The sequence below is a fragment of the Streptomyces sp. Ru73 genome (assembly GCF_002920575.1).
Classification (GTDB): Bacteria; Actinomycetota; Actinomycetes; order Streptomycetales; family Streptomycetaceae; genus Streptomyces.
The window spans coordinates 41681-65312 of the sequence record NZ_PQSQ01000019.1 but is presented as its reverse complement, the minus strand read 5'-3'; the positions used below and the strand labels follow the sequence as shown (position 1 = coordinate 65312).

The 23632-nt window shown below is 72.5% G+C and carries 26 protein-coding genes; 18 read left to right on the top strand and 8 right to left on the bottom strand.

Annotation, left to right across the window (positions count from 1 at the left end; all coding sequences use genetic code 11):
* Positions 1-122: 122 nt before the first annotated feature.
* The 6 genes from C3486_RS11885 to C3486_RS11860 all read left to right on the top strand — a co-directional run bounded on the left by C3486_RS11885 (position 123) and on the right by C3486_RS11860 (position 7710).
* Positions 123-1631, top strand: a complete 1509-nt coding sequence (locus C3486_RS11885; RefSeq protein WP_103832598.1) for an aldehyde dehydrogenase family protein — start codon at positions 123-125, stop codon at positions 1629-1631.
* A 218-nt stretch (positions 1632-1849) separates the two neighbouring features.
* Positions 1850-3409: a GMC family oxidoreductase gene (locus C3486_RS11880; protein ID WP_258052719.1), complete on the top strand. Its 1560-nt coding sequence runs from the start codon at positions 1850-1852 to the stop codon at positions 3407-3409.
* On the top strand, positions 3409-4536 hold the full coding sequence (locus C3486_RS11875; RefSeq protein WP_103832597.1) for a glycine betaine/L-proline ABC transporter ATP-binding protein: 1128 nt from the start codon (positions 3409-3411) through the stop codon (positions 4534-4536). Before C3486_RS11880 ends, C3486_RS11875 begins: the two co-directional genes overlap by 1 nt.
* Positions 4536-4715, top strand: coding sequence for a hypothetical protein (locus C3486_RS37230; protein WP_103832596.1), 180 nt, complete (start codon positions 4536-4538; stop codon positions 4713-4715). Before C3486_RS11875 ends, C3486_RS37230 begins: the two co-directional genes overlap by 1 nt.
* Positions 4712-6706 (top strand): proline/glycine betaine ABC transporter permease, encoded by a 1995-nt coding sequence (locus C3486_RS11865; RefSeq protein WP_103832595.1) that lies wholly within the window; start codon positions 4712-4714, stop codon positions 6704-6706. The genes C3486_RS37230 and C3486_RS11865 overlap by 4 nt, the downstream gene beginning before the upstream one ends.
* Positions 6707-6708: 2 nt before the next feature.
* Positions 6709-7710, top strand: a complete 1002-nt coding sequence (locus C3486_RS11860) for an ABC transporter substrate-binding protein (protein ID WP_103832594.1) — start codon at positions 6709-6711, stop codon at positions 7708-7710.
* Between the two features lie 36 nt (positions 7711-7746).
* On the opposite strand, the gene C3486_RS11855 is transcribed toward C3486_RS11860, so the two are convergent.
* A complete protein-coding gene (locus C3486_RS11855; RefSeq protein ID WP_103832593.1) occupies positions 7747-8286 on the bottom strand; it encodes a GNAT family N-acetyltransferase in 540 nt (179 codons plus the stop codon).
* A gap of 114 nt (positions 8287-8400) precedes the next feature.
* Here C3486_RS11855 and C3486_RS11850 point away from each other — a divergent pair, with 114 nt between their 5' ends.
* Entirely contained in the window at positions 8401-9570 is a 1170-nt protein-coding gene (locus tag C3486_RS11850) for a serine protease (RefSeq protein ID WP_103832592.1), read from the top strand.
* A gap of 113 nt (positions 9571-9683) precedes the next feature.
* On the opposite strand, the gene C3486_RS11845 is transcribed toward C3486_RS11850, so the two are convergent.
* Both C3486_RS11845 and C3486_RS11840 read right to left on the bottom strand, forming a co-directional pair.
* On the bottom strand, positions 9684-10406 hold the full coding sequence (locus C3486_RS11845) for an isocitrate lyase/phosphoenolpyruvate mutase family protein (protein ID WP_103832591.1): 723 nt from the start codon (positions 10404-10406) through the stop codon (positions 9684-9686).
* On the bottom strand, positions 10403-10888 hold the full coding sequence (locus tag C3486_RS11840) for a carboxymuconolactone decarboxylase family protein (protein ID WP_103832590.1): 486 nt from the start codon (positions 10886-10888) through the stop codon (positions 10403-10405). Before C3486_RS11840 ends, C3486_RS11845 begins: the two co-directional genes overlap by 4 nt.
* Positions 10889-10935: 47 nt before the next feature.
* Between C3486_RS11840 and C3486_RS11835 the strand changes: the two genes are divergently transcribed.
* The 5 genes from C3486_RS11835 to C3486_RS11815 all read left to right on the top strand — a co-directional run bounded on the left by C3486_RS11835 (position 10936) and on the right by C3486_RS11815 (position 16015).
* Positions 10936-12387: a PLP-dependent aminotransferase family protein gene (locus C3486_RS11835; protein WP_103832589.1), complete on the top strand. Its 1452-nt coding sequence runs from the start codon at positions 10936-10938 to the stop codon at positions 12385-12387.
* Positions 12388-12416: 29 nt separating this feature from the next.
* A complete protein-coding gene (locus C3486_RS11830) occupies positions 12417-13163 on the top strand; it encodes an SDR family NAD(P)-dependent oxidoreductase (protein ID WP_103832588.1) in 747 nt (248 codons plus the stop codon).
* Between the two features lie 87 nt (positions 13164-13250).
* Positions 13251-14264 (top strand): tryptophan--tRNA ligase, encoded by a 1014-nt coding sequence (trpS, locus tag C3486_RS11825; RefSeq protein ID WP_103832587.1) that lies wholly within the window; start codon positions 13251-13253, stop codon positions 14262-14264.
* Positions 14265-14405: 141 nt separating this feature from the next.
* Positions 14406-14987, top strand: a complete 582-nt coding sequence (locus C3486_RS11820; RefSeq protein WP_103832586.1) for a 2'-5' RNA ligase family protein — start codon at positions 14406-14408, stop codon at positions 14985-14987.
* 107 nt (positions 14988-15094) lie between these two features.
* Positions 15095-16015 (top strand): YihY/virulence factor BrkB family protein, encoded by a 921-nt coding sequence (locus tag C3486_RS11815; protein WP_103832585.1) that lies wholly within the window; start codon positions 15095-15097, stop codon positions 16013-16015.
* Positions 16016-16098: 83 nt separating this feature from the next.
* Here C3486_RS11815 and C3486_RS11810 read toward each other — a convergent pair whose 3' ends face one another.
* A complete protein-coding gene (locus tag C3486_RS11810) occupies positions 16099-17502 on the bottom strand; it encodes a D-alanyl-D-alanine carboxypeptidase family protein (protein WP_103832584.1) in 1404 nt (467 codons plus the stop codon).
* Between C3486_RS11810 and C3486_RS11805 the strand changes: the two genes are divergently transcribed.
* Genes C3486_RS11805 through C3486_RS37225 form a run of 3 tightly spaced genes read left to right on the top strand, consistent with a single transcriptional unit; the run spans position 17501 to position 19594 of the window.
* Positions 17501-17773, top strand: a complete 273-nt coding sequence (locus tag C3486_RS11805) for an SCO4848 family membrane protein (RefSeq protein ID WP_103832583.1) — start codon at positions 17501-17503, stop codon at positions 17771-17773. The genes C3486_RS11810 and C3486_RS11805 overlap by 2 nt on opposite strands.
* A complete protein-coding gene (locus C3486_RS11800; protein WP_103832582.1) occupies positions 17770-19065 on the top strand; it encodes a metallophosphoesterase in 1296 nt (431 codons plus the stop codon). Before C3486_RS11805 ends, C3486_RS11800 begins: the two co-directional genes overlap by 4 nt.
* Positions 19066-19075: 10 nt before the next feature.
* Entirely contained in the window at positions 19076-19594 is a 519-nt protein-coding gene (locus C3486_RS37225; RefSeq protein ID WP_181138521.1) for a hypothetical protein, read from the top strand.
* On the opposite strand, the gene C3486_RS38530 is transcribed toward C3486_RS37225, so the two are convergent.
* The gene (locus tag C3486_RS38530) at positions 19488-19772 is read right to left on the bottom strand and encodes a DUF397 domain-containing protein (protein WP_103832580.1); all 285 of its coding nucleotides are present in this window, start codon (positions 19770-19772) and stop codon (positions 19488-19490) included. The genes C3486_RS37225 and C3486_RS38530 overlap by 107 nt on opposite strands.
* Entirely contained in the window at positions 19762-20586 is an 825-nt protein-coding gene (locus C3486_RS11785; RefSeq protein WP_103832579.1) for a helix-turn-helix transcriptional regulator, read from the bottom strand. Before C3486_RS11785 ends, C3486_RS38530 begins: the two co-directional genes overlap by 11 nt.
* Before the next feature lie 120 nt (positions 20587-20706).
* On the opposite strand from C3486_RS11785, the gene C3486_RS11780 reads away from it, so the two are divergent.
* From C3486_RS11780 to C3486_RS11770, 3 genes are all read left to right on the top strand, one after another.
* The gene (locus tag C3486_RS11780; RefSeq protein ID WP_258052718.1) at positions 20707-20916 is read left to right on the top strand and encodes a hypothetical protein; all 210 of its coding nucleotides are present in this window, start codon (positions 20707-20709) and stop codon (positions 20914-20916) included.
* A 10-nt stretch (positions 20917-20926) separates the two neighbouring features.
* Positions 20927-21439, top strand: a complete 513-nt coding sequence (locus C3486_RS11775) for an FBP domain-containing protein (RefSeq protein ID WP_103832578.1) — start codon at positions 20927-20929, stop codon at positions 21437-21439.
* 119 nt (positions 21440-21558) lie between these two features.
* A complete protein-coding gene (locus C3486_RS11770) occupies positions 21559-22422 on the top strand; it encodes a hypothetical protein (RefSeq protein ID WP_103832577.1) in 864 nt (287 codons plus the stop codon).
* Here the strand turns inward: C3486_RS11770 and C3486_RS11765 are convergent.
* Both C3486_RS11765 and C3486_RS11760 read right to left on the bottom strand, forming a co-directional pair.
* On the bottom strand, positions 22320-23108 hold the full coding sequence (locus tag C3486_RS11765; RefSeq protein WP_258052717.1) for a TetR/AcrR family transcriptional regulator: 789 nt from the start codon (positions 23106-23108) through the stop codon (positions 22320-22322). The genes C3486_RS11770 and C3486_RS11765 overlap by 103 nt on opposite strands.
* Before the next feature lie 11 nt (positions 23109-23119).
* Positions 23120-23632: a DUF393 domain-containing protein gene (locus tag C3486_RS11760; protein WP_258052716.1), complete on the bottom strand. Its 513-nt coding sequence runs from the start codon at positions 23630-23632 to the stop codon at positions 23120-23122.

Sequence of the window (23632 nt, the reverse complement as noted above, 5' to 3'; positions counted from 1 at the left end):
GTGACCCCCGTCACCTTCCGTGAAGTTTTAGGCATGAGGGCCGGATAAGGGGGGAGGGGTCGATGTTGCTGGTGTGAACCGGCAGGCACAGGACGGCTAGGAAAGTGGAAGGCTGAGCGGACGTGTCGGCAATCGAGACCATTCACGTAGACGGGGTGTGGCGGGCTGCCGCATCCGACGCCACGCGGGAGGTCCTCGACCCCGCCGATGCGACGGTGCTGGCCACCGTGTCGGAAGGCGGCGTCGAGGACGTGGACGCGGCGGTCGCCGCGGCCGCCCGGGCCTTTGACGGCGGGCAGGGGGAGTGGCCGCGTACGCAGGCGGCCGAGCGGGCCGCGCTGCTGCGCCGCGTCGCCGACCTCCTGCAGCGGGACCGCGAGGAGATCGCGCTCATCGAGAGCCGCGACACCGGCAAGACCCTGGAGGAGGGGCGCGTCGACGTCGACGACGTGACCAACGCCTTCCGGTACTTCGCCGACCTCGTGATGAACGAGAGCGGCGGCCGGGTCGTCGACGCGGGCAGCGAGGACGTGCACAGCGTCGTCGTGTACGAGCCGGTCGGCGTGTGCGCGATGATCACGCCCTGGAACTACCCGCTGCTGCAGGCCAGCTGGAAGGTCGCCCCGGCGCTGGCGGCCGGCAACACCTTCGTGATCAAGCCCAGCGAGGTCACGCCGCTGTCCACCGTGCACCTGGTGAAGCTGCTGGTGGAGGCCGGGCTGCCGAACGGTGTCGCGAACATCGTCACCGGCGCCGGCGTGCCCGTCGGGCAGCGGCTGGCCGAACACCCGGACGTGGACCTGTTCTCCTTCACGGGCGGTCTGGTCAGCGGTACCAAGGCCGGTGCGGCCGCGGTGTCGGGCGCGAAGAAGATCGCGCTGGAGCTGGGCGGCAAGAACCCGAACGTGGTGTTCGCCGACGCGTGCGCCACCGACGAGGAGTTCGACACCGCGGTGGACCAGGCGCTGAACGCCGCCTTCATTCACAGCGGGCAGGTCTGCTCCGCCGGTGCGCGGCTGATCATCCAGGCGTCGGTCAAGGACCGGTTCGTCGCCGAACTGGCCCGCCGCGCCGAGCGGATCAAGCTCGGCCGGGGCACCGAGGAAGGCGTCGAGTGCGGCCCGCTCGTCTCCCAGCAGCAGCTGGAGAAGGTCGAGGCGTACGTCGAGTCCGCGCTCAAGGAAGGCGCCCGGCTACGCTGCGGCGGCTCGCGCCCCAAGCCGTCCGACGTCCGGCCCGAGGGCGGCTACTTCTACCAGCCGACCATCCTGGACCAGTGCCACCGCGACATGAAGGTCGTCCGCGAGGAGACCTTCGGGCCGATCCTGACGGTGGAGACCTTCACCACCGAGGACGAGGCCGTCGCGCTCGCCAACGACACCGAGTACGGCCTGGCCGGCGCGGTGTGGTCCGGTGACACCGCGCGCGCCCGCCGGGTCGCGGCCCGGCTGCGCCACGGCACCGTCTGGATCAACGACTACCACCCCTACCTGCCGCAGGCGGAGTGGGGCGGCATGGGCAAGTCCGGCATCGGCCGCGAGCTGGGCCCGGCCGGCCTGGACGAGTACCGCGAGAGCAAGCACATCTACGAGAACCTGCGCCCGGAGCCGGTGCGCTGGTTCGCGGGCTGACCCGCCCGCCACGACCGGGCGGGCCGCCGCACCGTGCAGCCCGCCCGGCCCCCGGGGCCCGGCCGCACCCCCCACCCCCTCGCAGGCCCGCCCCCTTCCCCCCTTCTGGACTCCCCCGCCGCAAGGAAGCGGCCCAGCGGATCCGCAGCCCCGCCGAGCACACCCGCTCCGAAGCACTGCGCATCCGCTCGCACTTTGGAAAAAACAAGGAGCTACCCATGCCTCCCGCTGCGAAGAAGATGTCCGCCGACTACGTCATCGTCGGTGGCGGCACCGCAGGTTCGGTGATCGCCTCCCGCCTGACCGAGGACCCCGACGTCACCGTCGCCGTCATCGAGGGCGGCCCGTCCGACATCGACCGCGAGGACGTGCTGACGCTGCGCAAGTGGCTCGGCCTGCTCGGCGGCGAGCTGGACTACGAGTACACGACCACCGAGCAGCCGCGCGGCAACTCGCACATCCTGCACAGCCGCGCCAAGGTCCTCGGCGGCTGCTCCTCGCACAACACGCTGATCTCCTTCAAGCCGCTGCCGTCCGACTGGGACGAGTGGGAGGCCGCGGGCGCCACCGGCTGGAACGCCAAGGCCATGGACCCGTACTTCGGCAAGCTGCGCAACAACATCGTGCGGGTGGCGAAGAAGGACCAGAACGAGATCGCCACCGACTGGATCGAGGCCGCCAAGACCGCCCTCGGCGTGCCCGAGGTCGTCGGCTTCAACGACCAGCCCTTCGAGGAGGGCGTCGGCTTCTTCGACCTCTCCTACCACCCGGAGAACAACAAGCGGTCCTCCGCTTCGGTCGCCTACCTGCACCCGCACATGGAGGCCGGTGACCGGCCGAACCTCACGCTGCTGCTGGAGACCTGGGCGTACCAGCTGGAGCTGGACGGCACCGTCGCCAAGGGCGTGCACGTCCGCACCAAGGACGGCGAGGAGATCTACCTGGAGGCCGGCCGCGAGGTGCTGGTCTGCGCCGGTGCGGTGGACACCCCGCGGCTGCTGCTGCACTCCGGCATCGGCCCGAAGAAGGACCTGGAGGCGCTGGGCATCGAGTGCAAGCTCGACCTGCCGGGCGTGGGCGAGAACCTGATCGACCACCCCGAGTCGGTGATCGTCTGGGAGACCAACGGGCCGATCCCGGGCAACTCCGCGATGGACTCCGACGCGGGCCTCTTCGTGAAGCGGGACCCGGACCACAAGGGTCCGGACCTGATGTTCCACTTCTACCAGATCCCCTTCACCGACAACCCCGAGCGGCTGGGCTACGAACGCCCCGAGCACGGCGTGTCGATGACCCCGAACATCCCCAAGTCCCGTGCGCGCGGCCGTCTTTACCTGACCTCCGCCGACCCCGAGGTCAAGCCGGCCCTGGACTTCAAGTACTTCGAGGACGAGGGCGACTACGACGGGCAGACCCTCGTCGACGGCATCAAGCTGGCGCGCAAGGTCGCCGAGGCCGAGCCGTTCAAGAAGTGGCTCAAGCGCGAGGTCTTCCCCGGTCCGGACGTGACCGAGGACGCGGAGATCAGCGAGCTGGTCCGCAAGGCCGCGCACACCGTTTACCACCCCGCCGGCACCTGCAAGATGGGTGCAGCGGACGACGAACTCGCCGTTGTGGACCCGCAGTTGAGGATTCGCGGGCTGAGCGGTATCCGTATCGCGGACGCCTCCGTCTTCCCGACGATGCCGGCCGTGAACCCGATGATCGGCGTGCTGATGGTGGGGGAGAAGTGCGCCGAAATTCTCACCGAGACCCCGACCCAGGGAGGTGATGCGTGATGGCCGGCACCGTCATCGACGCATCCGCCAGCGACAAGTCCCCCGCCGAGTCCGCCGGTTCGGCGCCCGAGCAGGACGCCGTCTTCGCCGTCCGCAAGCTGTGGAAGGTCTTCGGGCCCAAGGCCGACAAGGTCCCGGGGGACGCCTCCCTCACCGACCTGTCCGCGCAGGAGCTGCGCGAGAAGACCGGCTGCACCGCCGCCGTCCGGGACGTCTCCTTCGACGTCAAGAAGGGCGAGGTCTTCGTCGTCATGGGCCTCTCCGGCTCCGGCAAGTCCACCCTCGTGCGCTGCCTGACCCGGCTCATCGAGCCGACGAGCGGTGACCTGGAGATGGACGGCGAGGACGTGCGCGGCATGGACAAGTCCTCGCTGCGCGAGCTGCGCCGGCACCGCGCCGCCATGGTCTTCCAGCACTTCGGCCTGCTGCCGCACCGCTCGGTGCTGGACAACGTGGCGTACGGGCTGGAGATCCAGGGCGTCGGCAAGGCCGAACGCCGCGCCAGGGCCATGGAGATGGTGGAGAAGGTCGGCCTCGGCGGACTGGAGCAGCGCCGTCCCGGCCAGCTCTCCGGCGGTCAGCAGCAGCGCGTCGGCCTGGCCCGCGCGCTCACCGTCGACCCCGAGATCCTGCTCTTCGACGAGCCCTTCAGCGCGCTGGACCCGCTCATCCGGCGCGACATGCAGGAGGAGGTCATCCGCCTGCACAAGGAGGAGGGCCGCACGATGGTCTTCATCACCCACGACCTCGCCGAGGCCCTGCTGCTCGGTGACCGCATCGCCCTGATGCGGGACGGGAAGATCGTCCAGCTCGGCACCCCCGAGGAGATCGTCGGCTCCCCGGCCGACGACTACGTCCGCGACTTCGTCCGCGACGTGCCGCGCGAGCAGGTGCTGACCGTACGCCGTGCCATGCGGCCCGCCGAGTCCGGCGAGGCCGACGAGGGCGCCGCGCTCGCCCCCGACACGCTGATCTCCGACGCCATCGAGGCCGTGGCCCGCTCCGGCGGTGCGGCGCGCGTCGTCGAGGACGGCCGCTGCCTGGGCGTCGTGGACCACGCCTGCCTGCTCAACGTGGTGGCCCGGCTCGACGAAGGCGGCCCCGCCGAGGAAGAGGCGGCCGCCTGATGCATCCCCGTACCGTTCCCACCGTCCCCGTGACACTGGACCCGAGAGCACGTGCCGCGGCCGCCCGGCCGCTGACCCTGCGGGGGCTGCGCGCAGCGGCCCGCCGGTACTGGCACGAGGCCCAGCGCGCCGCCGCGCTGAACGTGCCGACCGGTACCGCGAAGCGGGGGCGCGTATGAGCGCCGCCACGACCAGCCCCACCGCCACCGCGCCGGGCACCGCTTCTCAGGGCCCCTCGCGCGTCGCCGCCTCGCTGCGGCACGGCGCCCTCGGCAAGCTCCTCGTGCTCGCCGTCGCGGCCGCCGTCCTGGTACCCCTCGTCAACGCCAAGTGGGCGAGCGGCGTCTGGCCGCACGCGCTGACCGTCGACCTCTCCGGTCCGTTCGGCGACGCCAGCACCTGGATCGTGAACAACCGCGATTCGCACTGGTTCTTCGTCTACTTCCTCGGCCACCTCTCCAACGGCGTGGTCGTCTCCGTACGCGCCGTCTACCTCTGCCTCCTCGCGCTCGGCTGGACCGGCGTGACCGCGCTGGTCACGCTCGTCGCCTGGCGCGTCGCAGGGCTCCGCATCGCCGCGACCGCGCTGGTCTCGCTGCTGGTCAGCGGCGTGCTCGGGATGTGGGTGCCGACCATGCAGACCATCGCCCTGATGGTCGTCTCGGTCCTCGTCTCGATCGTCGTGGGCGCGGCCCTCGGCCTCGCCGGCGGCCTGTCGGACCGGATGTTCCGGCTGCTGCGCCCGGTCCTGGACACCATGCAGGTGCTGCCCGCCTTCGCGTACCTGCTGCCGTTCGTCATGGTCTTCGGCATCGGCGTCCCCGCTGCGCTGCTGGCCACCGTGATCTACGCGGCCCCGCCGATGGCCCGGCTGACCGCGCTCGGCCTGCGCGGCGCCGACGCCGGCGTGCTGGAGGCCGTCTCCTCGCTCGGCGCCACCGGCCGGCAGCGGCTGCTGACCGCCCGGCTGCCGCTGGCCCGCAAGGAGCTGCTGCTCGGCGTCAACCAGACGATCATGATGGCGCTGTCCATGGTCGTGATCGCCTCGATGATCGGCGCCGCCGGTCTCGGTGACCGCGTGTACCAGGCGCTGGCCTCGGTCGACGTCGGCTCCGCGCTGGCCGCGTCCATCCCGATCGTGCTGCTGGCCATCGTCATGGACCGCACCACCGCCAAGGCGGGCGAACGGCTGGGCGCCGAGCAGGCCGGCGGGCCCGCGTGGCTGCGCGGCCGGTTCGTCTGGCCCGCGGTCGCCGTCGTGACGGCCGTCCTGGCCGTCGCCGGCCGGGCCGCCGGCTCGCCGGTCTGGCCGACCGCGGCCGTCGTGGACATCGCGCCGCCGGTCAACCACTTCAAGGAGTGGATGGTGGACCACCTCTACTCCGGCATCCCCGTCATCGGCGGCACCGCCGACTGGGCGGCGGGCTTCACCTCCTGGGTGCTCAACCCGCTGCGCGACGGGCTCACCGCGCTGCCCTGGTGGGGCGCGCTGCTGATCGTCGCCGCGCTGGCCTGGATCATCGGCACCTGGCGCACCGCGCTCACCGCGACCGTCGCGCTCGCCGTCATCGGCGTGCTCGGCGTCTGGGTGCCGTCCATGAACACCCTGTCGCAGGTGCTGGCCGCGCTGGTCGTCACGCTCGTCGTCGGCATCGGCGTGGGCGTGCTCGCGGCCGGCAGCGCCCGCATGGAGCGCATCCTCCGGCCCGTGCTGGACGTCTGCCAGACCATGCCGCAGTTCGTGTACCTGATCCCGGTGGTCGCGCTGTTCGGCGTGGGCCGCGCCCCGGCCGCCGCCGCTGCCGTGGTCTACGCGCTGCCCGCCGTCATCCGCATCACCACCCAGGGCCTGCGCCAGGTCAGCCCGGCCGCCATGGAGTCCGCGCAGTCGCTCGGCGCGACCCGCTGGCAGCAGCTCCGCCAGGTGCAGCTGCCGCTGGCCAGGCCCGCGCTGCTGCTGGCCGTCAACCAGGGCGTCGTCCTGGTCCTCGCCGTCGTCATCATCGGCGGCCTGGTGGGCGGTGGCGCGCTCGGCTACGACGTGGTCACCGGCCTGTCCAAGGGCGACCTGGGCCTCGGCATGATCGCCGGTATCGCCATCGTCTGCCTGGGCCTGATGCTGGACCGGGTGACGCAGCCGACGGACCGCCGCGCGGGGAAGGGAGCCTGACCATGACTCGTACCCGTACGCGCATGCGGACCACGGCCACGGCCGTCGGCGCGACCGCGCTGACCGGCGCCCTGCTGCTGGCCCTCAGCGGCTGCGGCAAGGCCGACATGACCAAGCAGACGTCGCCGTTCGCCGCGGCGGCCGGCACCAAGACGGTCACCCTGTCCACGCAGACGTGGGTGGGCGCGCAGTCCAACGTGGCGGTCGCCAAGTACCTGCTGGAGCACGAGCTGGGCTACCGGGTCGACACCGTCCAGGTGGACGAGACCCCGGCCTGGGACGCGCTCAGCCAGGGCCGGGTCGACGCGATCATGGAGGACTGGGGCCACCCGGCCCAGGAGAAGCTGTACGTCGACGAGAAGAAGACCATCGTCAACGGCGGCGACCTGGGCGTGGACGGCCACATCGGCTGGTGGGTCCCCAAGTACTGGGCCGACAAGCACCCGGACGTCCTGAACTGGAAGAACCTCAACAAGTACGCCAAGCAGCTGAAGACCGCGGAGAGCGGCAGCAAGGGCCAGCTGATGGACGGCTCGCCGTCCTACGTCACCAATGACAAGGCGCTGGTGAAGAACCTCAAGCTGGACTACGAGGTCGTCTTCGCCGGTTCCGAGGCGGCGCAGATCACGCAGATGCAGCAGTTCGCCAAGGAGAAGAAGCCCTTCCTGACGTACTGGTACGCACCGCACTGGCTCTTCAACCAGCTGCCGCTGAAGGAGGTCAAGCTCCCGAAGTACACCGATGAGTGTGCGGAAAAGGGCACCAAGGACCCGGAGTCGATCGACTGCGCCTATCCGACCACGCCGCTGCAGAAGTTCCTCAACGCCGACTTCGCCAAGGGCAACAGCTCGGCAGCGAAGTTCCTGAAGAACTTCAAGTGGACCGTGAAGGACCAGAATTACGTCTCGGAGCGCATCGCCGACAAGCACATGGCCCCGGAGGACGCGGCCGCCGACTGGGTGAAGAGCCACCCGGACACCTGGCGGAAGTGGCTGCCGAAGTAGTGAGGCCCGCCGGGCGACGACGCGGCCGGACATCCCTCACGGGGTGTCCGGCCGCGCCCGTTCGGCGGCCGTCAGCGCGTACTCCACCTCACCGTGCTCAGCGCCCGGCAGCGGGTCCGGCCATTCCACGTGGAACGTGCGGACATACCGCAGTCCGCACTTCTCCATCACCCGCCGGGAAGCGGTGTTCACGGCCATCGTCGTGGCCACGACCCGCCGCACGCCCCACGCCGTGAACCCTTCGTGGAGCAGCGCCAGGGCGCCTTCCGTCGCGTATCCCTTTCCCCAGGCGGAGCGGCGCAGCCGGTATCCCAGCTCGACCTCGTCCCGGCGGCCGGCCCGCACGGGCCGGAATTCGAACCAGCCGAGGAACCCGCCGCCGGCCTTTTCCGCCGCGGCCCAGTAGCCGAATGAGCCGGGGTCCGCGTACTCCGTGACGAGCAGTTCGGGTTCCGGGTGCCCGCTGTCCAGAAATCGCATGACTTCGGAATCCGCGTGCAGCTCACGCAGATCGTCCAGGTCCGCCCGCGTAAATGCGCGCAAAAGCAGCCGTTCCGTCTCCAGTAAGACGTGCATCACAGTCCCCTACTCGCGCGTCAACCCCTTGTTGGCGGCATAGTAGGGCGGGCCCTGAATGGGGTCATGACAATTTGGCAGTCGCATTGCAGTTCATAACGGGGAGTAGGGCACATGCCATCCATACGTCGTACCGCAGCAGCCGCCGTGGCGGTCGCCGCGCTGCTCGTCACCGCCACCGCCTGCGGACCGGAGGACACCAAGGCCGCCGGCGCCGACAGCGCGGCGGAGAGCACCGGACCGTCCGACGCGGCCAAGCTGCCCAACGGCCTGCCCAAGAGCCTGGACTCGCTGAAGAAGTGGGAGAACGGCGGCTGGAAGAACTGGGACAAGGACACCTGGGCCCGCAAGGCGAAGGACTTCGCCAACCCGGTCATCAAGGACCTGTGGAAGCCGTCCCGGATGGCGAAGGCCGAGGCCGCCCCCGCGGTGACCGCACAGAGCGCCGGCTCCGGCGGCGGGCCCGGCACCACCGACCCCGAGCCGCGCCCGGTGACCGCGCAGCAGGTCGAGCGCCCGTACCACCAGCACATGGCGCCCATCGGGAAGATCTTCTTCGACAGCCCCGACGGCCCGATGGTGTGCTCCGGCACCGTCGTCTCCGACCCGGCCAACCCCGGCAAGTCCAACCTCGTGTGGACCGCGGGCCACTGCGTGCACTCCGGCAGGAGCGGCGGCTGGATGCGCAACATCGTCTTCGTGCCCTCGTACAACGACAACGGGCTGCCCGCGAACCAGGTCTCCGCCTCCTCGCAGCAGAACGTCACCCCGTACGGCACCTGGTGGGCCGACTGGTCGCAGACTTCCTCGCAGTGGATCGACGGCGGAGCGCACAGCGGCAACGCCGCGTCCGCCTACGACTTCGCCGTGCTGCACGTGAAGCCGGAGAACGGCGGCGGCAAGTCCCTGGAGGAGACCGTCGGCGCCTCGGTCCCGGTCTGGTTCGGCGCGCCCCAGGGCAGCGGCGTCACCGGCCTCGACGGCGTCAAGGCGATCGGCTACCCGCAGGCCCCGCCCTACGACGGCGCGAAGATGATGAACTGCCTCGACCGGCCCGTGCGGCTGACGATGGCTCAGAGCACCCCGGCCATGCACTGGATCGGCTGCAGCATGACCGGCGGCACCTCCGGCGGCGGCTGGCTCGCCGACCACGACGGCAAGCTGTCCCTGGTCTCCAACAGCTCCATCGGCTCGCTGGACCACACCTGGCTGGCCGGGCCGCACCTCGGCGCCGAGGCCAAGGGCGTCTTCGACGCGATCAGCAAGAAGTTCGCCGGCCAGTGACGTACGGCCTGCCGCGATAACAGGCCCGGTGGCCGCTTCCGTACGACCAGTACGGAAGCGGCCACCGCGTGCGATCGGCCCGGGTCAGCCCGGTCCGGCCCGAGTCAGTCGGTTCAGCCCGCGCGCAGCGCCGCGGCCACCTCGCGCAGTGCCGCCACCGCCCCGTGGTGCAGCCCGCCGCCGAAGGTGACACGGGACGCGCCCGCGGCCCCCAGCTCGCGCGGCGCCGGACCGCCCGGCCGGGCGAGGGCGTTGACCGGCGCGCCGATGCCGGCGGCCAGCTCGCCCAGCAGTTCCGGCGGCGCCAGGATCGGGTACACGCAGTCCACGCCCGCCGCGACGTACCGCCGGCCCCGCTCCACGGCCGCTTCGGCACCCGGGACGCCGCGCAGGAACGTGTCGATCCGCGCGTTGATCACCAGCGCGTCCCCGGCGGCGGCCCGCACCTCCGCGAGCCAGTCCGCCTGCCGCTCCGGATCCCGCAGCGTGCCGGTCGCCGCGTCCGAGTCCTCCAGGTTGCAGCCCACGGCGCCCGCCTCCAGCAGCCGGTCGACCAGCTCCTTGGCGGGCAGGCCGTACCCCGCCTCCACGTCGGCGGTGACCGGCACGTCCACGGCCCGGGTGATCCGGGCGACCGCGGCGAACATCTCGTCCGCCGGGGTGTGCCCGTCCCCGTACCCCAGCGACTCGCCGATCCCCTCGCTGGGCGTGGCCAGCGCCTCGAAACCGGCCTCCGCGAAGACCCGCGCGCTCGCGGCGTCCCACGGGCCGGGCAGCACCAGCGGATCGCCCGGCGCCCGGCCGTGGTGCAGGGCGCGCAGCCGCGCCGCGGTCACTTCAGGGACTCCGGCGTGAGCCGGCAGGTCACCCCGAAGCGGTTCCAGGCGTTGATGGTGGTGATCAGGGCGATGAGCTGCGCCAGCTCGGCGTCCTCGAACTGCGCCGCGGCCTGCTGGTACACCGCGTCCGGCACGAAGCCGTCCGTCAGCACCGTGACCGCCTCGGTGAGCGCGAGCGCGGCCCGCTCCTTCTCGCTGTACGCGTCGGCGGCCTCCTCCCACGCGTTGAGGAAGTAGATCCGCTGCTCGGTCTCGCCGGCCTTGCGGGCGTCGGTGATGTGCATGTCGATGCAGTACGCGCAGTGGTTGAGCTGCGAGGCCCGGATCTTGACCAGCTCGACCAGTGCGGGGTCCAGCCCCTTCTTGGCCGCCGTCTCCAGCCGGAGCATGGCCTTGAAGACCTCGGGGGCGTGCTCCGACCAGTTCAGGCGGGGACCGTGCGTGCCGGCGCCGTCGCCGGTCGTGGTGTTCGTCGTCATGGGTTCGACGCTACGACGGTGCGGGCCGCTGGGTATGGTCCATTTCCATGAGCGATTCCTGGGCCGATTTCGGGCCTGATCTGTATCTGGATCTCCCGCGTACCCAGGGGAAACGTGCCGCCCTCGTGCACGCGCTGCGGGACGCGGCGCGCACCGGGCGGCTGGCGCCCGGCACCCGGCTGCCGTCCTCCCGCACCCTCGCCGCCGACCTGGGTCTGGCCCGCAACACCGTCGCCGAGGCCTACGCCGAACTGGTCGCCGAGGGCTGGCTCACCGCCCGGCAGGGATCGGGCACCCGAGTGGCGGAGCGCGTGGCACGCCGCCCGGCCGCCCCCGCGGCGGCGCGCACGCGGGCGCAGCCGCCCGCCGCGCCACCCCCGCCGGCCTACGACCTCACCGCCGGCACCCCTGACGTCTCGGCCTTCCCCCGCACCGCCTGGCTCGCCGCCGCCCGTACGGCGCTCACCGCGGCTCCGGCCGAGGCGTTCGGCTACGGCACCCCGGCCGGGCGGCCCGAACTGCGCGCCGTCCTCGCCGACTACCTCGCCCGCGCCCGCGGCGTGCACGCCCACCCCGACCGCATCGTCCTCTGCACCGGCTTCATGCAGGGCCTGGCGCTGCTCGCCCGGCTGCTGCGCCAGTCCGGCGCCCGCGAGGCGGCCGTGGAGTCCTACGGGCTGCCCTTCCACCGCGACGTCCTGGCCCGCGCCGGGCTGCGCCCCGTACCGCTCCCGGTCGACGCGCACGGCGCGCGCACCGACACGCTCGCCGCCCGGCCAGGACCCGGCGCCGTGCTGCTCACCCCCGCGCACCAGTTCCCCACCGGCGTGCCGCTGCACCCCGACCGCAGGGCCGCCGCCGTTGACTGGGCGCGGCGGACCGGCGGGCTGGTGCTGGAGGACGACTACGACGGCGAATTCCGGTACGACGGGCGGCAGGTGGGCGCCCTGCAGAGTCTGGACCCGGACCACGTCGTGTACCTCGGCACCGCCAGCAAGAGCCTCGCGCCCGCGCTCCGGCTGTCCTGGCTGGTCCTGCCGGAGCGGCTCGTCGCGCCGCTGCTCGCGCTCAAGGGCACCGGCGAGTGGCAGACCGCCGGCCTCGACCAGCTGACCCTCGCGGAATTCCTCTCCGGCGGCGCCTACGACCGGCACGTCCGCACCATGCGGCTGCGCTACCGGCGCCGCCGCGACCAGCTCACCGCCGCGCTCGCCGCGCACGCGCCGCACATCCGGGTCACCGGCCTCGCCGCGGGCCTGCACGCGGTGATCGGCCTGCCGCCGGGCACCGAACCGGCGACCCTGGAGGCCGCCCGCCGCGAGGGCCTCGCCGTCGAGGGCCTGGCGGCCTTCACCGCGCCCGGACAGCCCGCCGGGGCCGAGCGGACGCGGCCTGCCGAGCTGCGCGACGCGCTGGTCGTCGGCTACGGCCACCCGCCGGACCACGCCTTCTCCGGGGCGCTCGGCGCCCTGCTCAAGGCCCTGCCGCCGGCCCCCTGACCTGCTCAGCCCGCCTTCCGAGGAGACCCATGACCACCACTCGTCCCGTCACGCTCGTCACCGGCGGCAGCCGCGGCATCGGCGCCGCGACCTGCCGCCGGCTCGCCGGCCTGGGCCACGACATCGCCCTGAGTTACGTACAGAACGCCGAGGCCGCCGAGCGGACGGCCGAGGCGATACGCGAGGCCGGGGCCCGCTGCGTCACCGTGCGGGCCGACACCGCCGAAGAGGCCCACGTCAACCGGCTGTTCGACACCGCGGCCGAGCAGCTCGGGCCGGTCACCGGGCTCGTCAACAACGCCGGCGTCTCCGGCCCGCTCGGCCGGCTCGCCGACACCGGCACCGACGTGCTGCGCCGCGTCCTCGACGTGAACGTCCTCGGCACCCTGCTCTGCTGCCGCCGGGCCGCACAGGACATGGCGGCGCACGGGACCGGCGCGATCGTCAACGTCTCGTCGGCGGCCGCCACCCTCGGCAGCCCCGGCGACTACGTCCACTACGCCGCCTCCAAGGCGGCCGTCGACGCGCTGACCGTCGGGCTCGCCAAGGAGCTCGGCCCGGACGGCATCCGCGTCAACGCCGTCGCGCCCGGCATCACCGACACCGACATGCACGCCGCCATGGGCGCCCCCGACCGCGCCGCGCAGTCGGCCCCCGGCATCCCGCTCCGCCGCCCCGGCGCCCCCGACGAGATCGCCGCCGCCATCGCCTGGCTGCTCTCCCCGGACGCCTCGTACACCACGGGAACGGTCCTCCGGGTCGCGGGCGGCCGCTGACCCCCGCTTCCCGCGGCGGGCCCGGCCGCGCTGCGGGAATTCCCACCGGCGGCCAGGACGCCCCGCGGACCTGAGAGAATGTGTGCCATGGCTCTCGATCGTCCGCGTGTGCTCTCCGGTATCCAGCCCACCGCCGGCTCCTTCCACCTCGGCAACTACCTCGGCGCCGTCCGCCAGTGGGTAGCGCTCCAGGAGTCCCACGACGCGTTCTACATGGTCGTGGACCTGCACGCGATCACCGTGCCGCAGGACCCGAAGGAGCTGCGCGCGAACACCCGCGTCGCGGCGGCCCAGCTGCTCGCGGCCGGGCTGGACCCCGAGCGGTGCACCCTCTTCGTGCAGAGCCACGTGCCGGAGCACGCACAGCTCGGCTGGGTGCTGAACTGCCTCACCGGCTTCGGCGAGGCCTCCCGCATGACCCAGTTCAAGGACAAGTCGGCCAAGCAGGGCCAGGACCGGACGACGGTCGGCCTGTTCACGTACCCCGTGCTGATGGTCGCCGACATCCTGCTGTACCAGGCGAACCAGGTCCCGGTCGGCGAGGACCAGCGCCAGCACCTGGAGCTGACCCGCGACCTCGCGGACCGCTTCAACCAGCGCTTCGGCGACACCTTCACGATCCCGAACCCGTACATCGTCAAGGAGACCGCGAAGATCCAGGATCTTCAGGACCCGACGATCAAGATGAGCAAGTCGGCGTCCTCGCCGAAGGGCATCATCGACCTGCTCGACGAGCCCAAGGTCACGGCCAAGAAGATCAAGAGCGCGGTGACCGACACGGACACGGTGATCCGCTTCGACCGCGAGGCCAAGCCGGGCGTCAGCAACCTCCTGAGCATCCTCTCCACCCTCACCGGCACGGACATCCCGCAGCTGGAGAAGGACTACGAGGGCAAGATGTACGGCGCGCTGAAGACGGACCTGGCCGAGGTCATGGTCGACTTCGTCACACCCTTCCGGGACCGTACGAAGGAATACCTGGACGACCCCGAGACGCTGGACTCGATCCTGGCCAAGGGTGCCGAGAAGGCGCGCGCGGTGGCCGCCGAGACCCTGGCCACGACGTATGACCGGATCGGCTTCCTGCCCGCCAAGCACTGACGGTCCGCACGGGACCGTCCCGGCCCCCGCGCGGGGGCCGGAGGTCCCGGCGGCGGCAGGACCGACGACGCTCGCCGTAAAGGCGGCGCACCCGGCACACTGGCATCCGGGGACACCATCCGTTTCAGGGAGGAGAACGCAGTGGGGACCGTAACGCTCGGCGTTTCGATCGCGGTCCCGGAGCCGTACGGCCGCTTCCTCCAGGAGCAGCGCGCGGGCTTCGGTGACCCGGCCGCGCACGCCATCCCCACGCACATCACCCTCCTCCCGCCCACCGAGGCCGACCCCGCCGACCTGCCGCGGGTCGAGAAGTACCTGGCCGAGGTGGCGGCCGACTTCCGCCCCTTCACGCTGCGCCTGAAGGGCACGGACACCTTCCGCCCGCTCTCGCCGGTGGTCTTCGTCAGACTCGTCGACGGCAAGGCGGGCTGCACGGCCCTGCAGGAACGCATCCGCGCCGCGTCCGGGCCCTGCGCCCGCGAGCTGCAGTTCCCGTACCACCCGCACGTCACCGTCGCGCACGGCATCTCCGAGGAGGCGATGGACCGGGCGCAGCGGGAGCTGGCCGACTTCGAGGCCGCCTGGACGATCGGCGGTTTCGCGCTCTACCAGCAGGGCCCGGACGGGGTGTGGCGGCTGGAGCGCAATTACCCTTTCGGCGCCCCGGTGGCGGGGGTGCCCCGGCAGGCGGACCTGACCCGGCCGCCGGCCCCGTCCCGCTAGCCCCTCCCGGCCTGCGCCGCCCCGCGCGCGTCGTCCCGGGCGTACCGCCATCCGGAGGATAGTGTTCCGCCGGACGGGACGCCGGCCGGAGGGGGTACACGCGGCTCATGGAGTGGTTGACCAGGCTGCCACTGATCGGTCCTGCCGTGGTGTGGCTGATGCGCACCCACCTGTGGCGGGCCTACCAGCGGATGGACCGCGTGCACTGGACCCGGCTCGCCGCCGCCCTCACCTTCACCAGCTTCGTCGCGCTCTTCCCGCTGCTCACGGTGTCGGCGGCGATCGGCGCCGCGCTGCTCAGCGACGCGCAGCTGCGCCAGTTCCAGCACCAGCTCACCGAGCAGGTGCCGGGCATCGCGGCGCAGCTGGACATCGGGAAGCTGGTGGACAACGCGGGCACCGTCGGGGTGATCGCCGCCGCCGCGCTGCTCTTCACCGGCGTGGGCTGGGTCCAGTCGCTGCGGGACTGCCTGCGCGCGGTCTGGGAGACCGACGACGAGGACGGCAACTTCTTCCTGGCCAAGGCCAGGGACGGGGCGCTGCTGCTGGGCCTGGGCGGCGTTGCGGTGGTCTCGCTGGGCTGCTCGGCGTTCGCCTCGGCCGCTGTGGGCCGGGTGGCGCACGGGCTCGGCATCCCGGAGGACGGCGCGGGCAGCCTCCTGCTGAAGCTGCTGGGCTTCCTGATCGCCGTGCTCGCCGACTTCCTGCTGCTGGCGTACGTGCTGACGCAGCTGCCCGGAGCCGAGCCGCCGCGGCGCGCCGTGGTCGTCGCGTCACTGATCGGAGCGGTCGGCTTCGAGGTGCTGAAGTACGCGCTCAGCGGCTATCTGCAGGGTGTCGCGGCGAAGAGCATGTACGGCGCGTTCGGCACCCCGATCGCGCTGCTGCTGTGGATCAATTTCACCGCGAAGCTGCTGGTCTTCTGCGCGGCGTGGACGGCGACCCAGGAGCCGGCCGACGAGCCGGTGGAGGTGCCGGACGTCCCGCCGGCCGGCACGGGGGCCGGGACCGCGGAGGACGCCGCCTGACGCCTCCCACGGCCGCCTGCGCGCTCCCGGCCGCCCGGCGCGCTCCCCGGCTGCCCCGGGCGCTCCCGGCCCCGCCCGCCGGCTCAGCGTCCGCGCCGCCGGACCAGGTCGGGGAGCGGCCAGCGGCGGTGCACCGCGACGGCCACGCCGCCCAGGACGATCAGCGCGCCGCCCGCGATCCCCAGCGCGGTCCACGCGCCGCCGCCGTCCCCGGGGCCGTCCGTGGCGGCCAGGTGCGCGGCGGAGTGCTTGCCGCCCGCCTTGGCCGGGCTGTGCTTGCTCGCGTCGCCCTCCTTGCTCTGCGGGCCGATCAGCCGGCCCACCGGCTCGACCTTGTCGCGCGCCGCGAAGCCCCAGTCGAAGAGCGCCGCGGTCTCCTTGTAGACCTCGTTCGCCTCCTTCTTCTGCGGGTTCATGACCGTGACCAGGAGGACCTTGTCGCCGCGCTGCGCGACGCCGGTGAAGGTGGCGCCCGCGTTGGTGGTGTTGCCGTTCTTCACGCCGGCGATGCCCTTGTACGGCTTCCCGCCGTACACGCCGGTCAGCAGCCGGTTGGTGTTCTGGATGCCGAAGGTCGGGCGCTTCTTGCCCTTCTTCGCCTCGCCGGGGAACTGCGCGAACGCCGTCGAGCAGTACTCCCGGAAGTCGGCGTTCTGCAGCCCGGAGCGGGCGAAGAGGCTCAGGTCGTACGCGCTGGAGACCTGCCCCTTCGCGTCGTAGCCGTCCGGCGTGACGACGTGGGTGTCGTGCGCGTTCAGCTCGTCCGCGTGCTTCTGCATGTCCCGGACGGTCTGCTCGACGCCGTGGTTCATGGCGGCGAGGGTGTGCACCGCGTCGTTGCCCGAGCGCAGGAAGACGCCCAGCCACAGGTCGTGGACGGTGTAGGTCTGGTGCTCCTTTATGCCCACCAGGCTGCTGCCCTCGCCCATGCCCGCCAGGTCCTCCGGCTCGACCGTGTGCTTCTCGGTCTTGGGCCACTTCGGCAGCAGGGTGTCGGCGAAGAGCATCTTCAGGGTGGAGGCGGGCGGCAGCGGCCAGTGCGCGTTGTGCGCGGCGAGCACGTCGCCGGACTCCGGGTCGGAGACGATCCACGAGCGCGCGGAGAGCCCCTTCGGCAGCTTCGGGGCGCCGTCCTTCAGCTGCACCTGGGTACCGGGCTCAGCGAGCCGGTCCCCGCCCACGTGGGACATCACGGCGGGCGGCTCGGGCTGCTTCGTGGGCTTCTTGTCGTCGGCGTACGCGGGCGCCGCCACGGCCAGCGGCGCGGTCAGCGCGGCGCACACCAGGGCGGCGGCCGCTGCCCGGCGCCCGGTGCGGCGGCGGGCGGCGGGGGAGAGGGGACGGGCGGCGGGGGACAGCGCGGGGGAGGGGGAAGTCGTCGGCACGTCGGTGAACGTACCCGCAGCGGCCTGCGCCGCAGTCGCCGACCCGGGTGACACCGCCCCTGCCGACGGCGCCACGGACCCGCCGCCCATACTGGAAGGCATGAAGCTCTCGCGCCCCGTCTCCTGGTTCCTGCTCGCCTTCGGGGTCTGGAGCTGGTTCATCTGGATCACTTTCGTCAAGAATCTGGTCAAGGACGGAAGTGGTCTCGCCTTCGATGACGCAGGTGACCCGACTGCCTACTTCTGGGTGCATCTGGCGCTCGCCGTGACGTCCTTTCTCTTGGGGACGGCAATCGGGGTGATCGGGTTCCGTGGCGTACGGGCCCTGCGGCGCGAGGCCGCGGCCCCGGCGGACGAGAAGTCCGCTACGTGATCTTCGTCCTGGTCATCGCGGCGATCTTCGCGCTGCTTGGCGCGGTGCACCGGTACCTCTGGCGCCGCCTCGTCCGCGACACGACCGCCCCCGGCGGGGCCGCGCGCCGGACCGGTACGGTGCTCGCCGTCGTGCTCCCGCTGCTGGTCCTCGCCGCGTTCGTCGCGCCCCGCGCGGGCGCCCCGTTCCCCCTCCAGCAGGCTTTCGCCTGGCCGGGCTACCTCTGGCTCGCCCTCGTCCTCTACCTCACGCTCGCGCTGCTCGCGGGCGAGGCCGTACGCGCGGTATGGCTCCGGCTGCCGGCCCGCCGCGCGGACGCGGGGGAGCGGGCCGCGTTGCCCGTCGCGCCGGCGCCCCCGGCAGCGGGGGCATCTCCGGCCGCGTCCCCGGCCGCCGGGGCGGCACCGCGCGCCGAGCGCCACCCGGCCGCCGAGGAGTCCCCGGCCGCCGAGGAGTCCCCGGCCGCGTCCCCCTCACGCCGCCTCTTCGTCGCCCGCTCGGTGGCCGTCGGCGCGTCGGCCGCCGCCGCTGCCACCGTCGGTTACGGCACGTACAGCGTGCTCAGCGGGCCGCGCACCAAGCGGATCACCGTCCCCCTCGCCAAGCTGCCGCGCGCCGCGCACGGCTACCGCATCGCCGTCGTCAGCGACATCCACCTCGGCCCGATCCTCGGCCGCGCCCACACCGAGCGGGTCGTCGCGGCGGTCAACCGCACCGGCCCCGACCTGATCGCCATCGTCGGCGACCTGGTGGACGGCACCGTCGCCGACCTCGGCCCGGCCGCCGAACCGCTGCGCCGGCTGGAGGCCCGGCACGGCTCCTTCTTCGTCACCGGCAACCACGAGTACTTCTCCGGCGTGCAGGAGTGGGTGGACCACGTACGCGAGCTGGGTGTCCACCCGCTGCGCAACGCCCGCGTCGAGCTGCCCGGCTTCGACCTCGCCGGCGTCAACGACATCTCCGGCGAGAACCACGCCGACGGCCCCGACTACGCCCGCGCCCTGGGCGACCGCGACCCCGCCCGCGCCTCGGTCCTCATGGCCCACCAGCCCGTGATGATCCACGAGGCCGTACGGCACGGCGTGGACCTCCAGCTCTCCGGCCACACCCACGGCGGCCAGCTCTGGCCCGGCAACCTGGTCGCCGCGGCGGCCAACCCCACCGTCGCGGGCCTGGACCGCTACGGCGACACCCAGCTCTACGTCACCCGCGGCGCGGGCGCCTGGGGCCCACCGGTACGCGTCGGCGCACCGCCGGACGTCACGGTCGTCCAACTCGCCGCACGCGGATAGGGTGTTGATCATGTTCCTGCCCTCCCGCGCTCTCAGCGGCAGCCGTCGGCACCGCCTGGCCGTGGGGTCGATCCTCACGCCGTTCCTGACCCTGGTGGGCGTGGCGCTGAGTGCCACGGCCATCAGTGTGTCCGGGCAACCCGGGCCGTTGCTCGGTTTCGGTTCGGCTGCGTTTTCGGCGTACGCCGTTGCCTGGTGGAGCGCCCGCTACTGGTACGCGGCCTTCCAGGAGGGGCGGTCCGCCCGGCCCGTTCCCGAGCCCCACCCGTGGCCCTGGGCGCTGCCGCCCGTCGTCCTGTCCGTCGTCTTCGCCGTCACCGGCATCGGCGCCGTGCAGGACGGGAAGACGGCGGCGGCGGTTTTCAGCCTGGTGTTCGCCACCGTGCTCCTTCTTCCCGTAGTCATCTTCCTCGCGGTGATGCTCACCCTGCGAGGGCAGCGCTCCGGGCCACCGGCGACGGGCGCGGGGCAGGCCGCCTCCCCGCAGGCGCCGCAACGGCCGTACCGGGCCTGGGGAACGATCGACTGACCGCACCGCCCTCGCGAACGGCGGCCAGGAACGCGGCCCAGGCGGCGTCCCCGAATATCAGCACCGGCCCGTCCGGGTTCTTGCTGTCGCGCACGGGGACGACGCCGGGCCCGTAACTGTCGTGGACCTCAAGGCAGTTGCCCGCGTCGGCGCCGCTGTAGCTCGACTTACGCCACATGTGCGTACTCCTCTGTCACAGCCGCTATGAGGGCCAGCGATTCCTTGTGCGACAACGCGTCCCCCAGGGCCTGGTCGTACAACGTCTGACACTGGTGCACGGCGAAGGGGAGGTCGACGATGTTCCCAGTGTGCAGGCCCTCGGCATAGACGATGGGTGCCGCGTCCTCGAACCACATCAGCATGACCGAACTCGCTTCCTGGAGCGGATGGGCGCCGACCGCGAACGGAAGCACGTGCACGCGGATGCGCTCGCGGCTGCCCAGCTCGGCGATGTGCCGAAGTTGGGCGGCCATGGTGGCCGGGCCGCCGACCGGGCGCCGCAGTACGGCTTCGTCGAGCAGGAACCACATCACCGGCCGCACGGGGTCGTCGAAGATGCGGGCCCGCTCCAGCCGTGTGACCACGACCTTGTCACACGCCTCGTCGGTTCTGCGCGGGTAGTACGTACGCAGCACGGCCCGCGTGTACGCCTCGGTTTGCAACAGGCCGGGGACCAGCGACGACTCGTACGCGCGGATCATCAGGGCCTGCTGTTCCAGCCCGGCCGCCTCCGCGAAATAGTCGGCGAGCGACCGGGGACTCAACGTCGGCAGAAACCGCTCGAAGAACCCACCCGTGTCCAGGACTTGGTCCAACCGCCGCGCATCCTCCAGCGACGGCTTACGACGTCCCGCCTCGATGTGGGCGATGTGCGTGCGGGACATGATCGCCCGCTGGCTCAGTGCCTCCTGCGTCAGTCCGGCTGCCTCGCGTCGCTGCCTCAGCTCCGTGCCGTACGCCGAACGCGACTCCGGAATCCCCTCACCCAGCATGTGGCCAACCCCCTCCGGTGACGGACCCGTTGTCACGTGTCACCCGCTACTGAGCGTAGGGACGCCGGGCCAGGCTGGGGGGTGAGAGTCCGGCTCCACCCCTCGAAGGAGTAGTTCCGCATGCTGGCCGTACAACCCCCCTCGTCCCTGCCCCTGCCGTCCCCGCCGCCCCTGCCCGACTGCGAGGAGTGCGAGCGGCTGGCGCGGATGGAACGGGCCGCCCGGGCGGCCCACGACCGGAGCCGGGAGACGGACGCCCGGGTCCTGCTGCGCCACCACCACCGCGAGGCGCACGAAAATCGCGCGACGCCAGGTCAGCCGGGCTGTTAGCTTCCGAATCATGGAACCTCTGTCCGAATCCGACATCCGCGCATCCTTCGTGAACTGCTCCAAGGGGGAGGCGCGGCGGCTGAACATCCCCGCGGGACTGGACGGGCTGCCCTGGGACGACCTGGACTTCCTCGGCTGGCGCGACCCGCAGGCGCCCGACCGGGCCTATCTCGTCGCGCCGCGGGAGGGCGGGCCGCTCGGCGTGGCGCTGCGCCGCCCGCAGAACATCCGCCGGACGTTCACCAAGACCACGGTCTGCTCGTTCTGCCTGACCGGGCACGGCGGCTCGGGGGTGAGCCTGCTCGCCGCGCCCCGTGCGGGGGCGGCGGGCCGGCAGGGCAACACCGTGGGCGCGTACGTCTGCGCGGACCTGGCCTGCTCGCTCTACCTGCGCGGCAAGAAGAAGCCGGACCTCGCCGCGCGCTACGAGGAGCAGCTCGGGGTCGAGGAGAAGGTCGCCCGGATGACCGCCAACCTGGACGCCTTCCTCGCGAAGGTCACCGAGGGGCGCGAGCAGGGCTGACCCGCCGGGTGGCCGTTCGGGCGGCCGGTCGTTCACCGATCTCTGCCCGGACAACCCTGGCCGTACGGTGCCGGCCCCCGTATGCAGGGAGGATCTGCCCACTCGCGAGAGAGGTCCCCATGCACGCACGGGACACCAGCAAGGCCACCGACGGCACTCCCACCCGGCCCGCCGGCCGGGTCCCGGTACGTGCCGCCGGGCCCGAGGCGTCGGTGCTCGCCCTCCAGCGGGCCGCCGGGAACGCCGCCGTGTCCCGTGCGGTCCAGCGCGTGCGGGGCGCGGGCGCCGGTGCGTCCAAGCAGGGGGAGCACGTCTTCAACGCCCTCGACGCGCTGGCCATGAAGGTGTACACGACGCTGAAGGACATGCGGGAGCGGCGCGTCGGCGAGCTGAACGAGCAGGTGAAGAGCAAGTCCCTGAGCCGCGAGCAGGCGGGCCGCGCGAAGGCGCAGACCGGGGTGAAGGAACGGCTGGAGCACCTGAGGACCCACGCGGAGGCGGCGGGGGCCAAGCGGGACCACCCACGGTTCCGCTCGGCGATGCAGGGCGCGGCGAAGGACGCGGGCGGTGACCAGAACTCCCGCGACTACTCGGAGCTGTCGAACGCGGTGATGGCCGCGGTGGGCACCTGCGGCACGCGGCAGTGGAACGGCGGTGCGGCGCTCGAGCGGTACCGCGGCGCCGCGCTGGAGTCGGTCATCATCGACCAGGTGGCGCGGACCCAGCTACGCGACAACGAGCTGCCGAAGGCGGACCGCAAGGCGTTCGAGACGTGGTTCGAGGAGACCAGGGCGGCCATGCACGCGCTGTTCGACGACATCATCGGCACGGCGGACGCGGTGCACGAGATGCTGCGGGTCACCCGCAGGGGCGCTGGCGGCTACCCGGACCGGGGCCGGCCGGGAGCCGATGAGCTGTCGGACACGGACGCCGAGCCGGACGCCGGAGCGGACTCGGACGCCGGCTCCGGGCCGGACGCCTGACCCGGTACCAGGAAGTCGTTCAGCAGCTCCGTCAGCTCGCGGACCAGCGGGCGCAGCACGCGGAAGCGGGAGGCGGCGATCAGCCGGGCGACGAGCGGGGCCGTGCGGGTGACCAGGGCGCGGCTGCGGGCGCAGTCGGGGGAGCGGTCGTGCACCCAGTACAGCACCAGGCCCATCTGCTGGAGCCAGAGCAGCCGGGGGAGCTGGTCGGCCAGCTCGGGCGCCGACTTCACGTCCGCACCCGCCAGGACCTCGCGGTGCAGGGCGATGGCGGCCTCGCGGGGGCCTTCGGAGGCGTCGGAGAAGGGGCTGAGCGGGCTGTCGGGGTCGGCGGCGTTCTTGAAGAACTGGGCGGCGAACCGGTGGTACGGGGCCGCCACGTCCAGCCAGCTCAGCAGCACCCCGCGGATACGGGCCGACAGCTCCTTCTCGGTGGCGAGCACCTCGGCGGCGGCCGCCCGGTGCTCGTCGGCGATCCGGTCGTAGAACCCCTGGATCAGATGTTCCTTGGACGCGAAGTAGTAGTAGGCGTTGCCGACCGAGACCCCGGCCTCCTGGGCGATCGCCCGCATGGTGGTCCTGTCGTACCCGCGCTCCTCGAACAGGGCCATCGCGGCCTGGAGGATGCGGGTGCGGGTCTGTTCGCCCTTCGCGGGCCGGGGCGCCCCGGTCGTCTCGTCGCTCACAGGGTCCGACCTTAGCCGGGGACCGCGGCGCTCCCGTCGGCCCGTCGCTCCGGGACGTACGACCAGCCCCGTGCCCGGTCGTACGTCCAGCCTGCGGCCCGCTCCCGCGCGGGGCCGGTGGGGTGGTGCGCGGCGCGGTACTTCGCAGCGGCCAGCACCGCCGCCCTGGCCAGCGGGGCGCCCGCCGGGGTGGCGAGGCGGTGGGCCGTCGCGCGGTGGCCCGCCAGCGCCCAGAGGCAGACGATCCAGGCGGCGGCGCCCCGGTAGACCTGGCCGCCGTCGCCGACGCAGGTGATCTCGCGGCAGGTGGCGGCATGGTCCAGGTCGGGGAAGCGGCGACGGGCCTCGGCCGAGCCGGCCGGGACCGGGACCAGGGGGACCAGCTGCCGCTGCCGGGTCAGCCAGTCCCGTACGGAGGCGCAGAGCGGGCAGTCCGGGTCGTGGAGCACGGTGATGCTCCGCAGCGGAGCCCCGGCCCGCGCCGCCGTGGCCGCTGTGGCTGTCATGGCCGCCGTGGCCGTCAT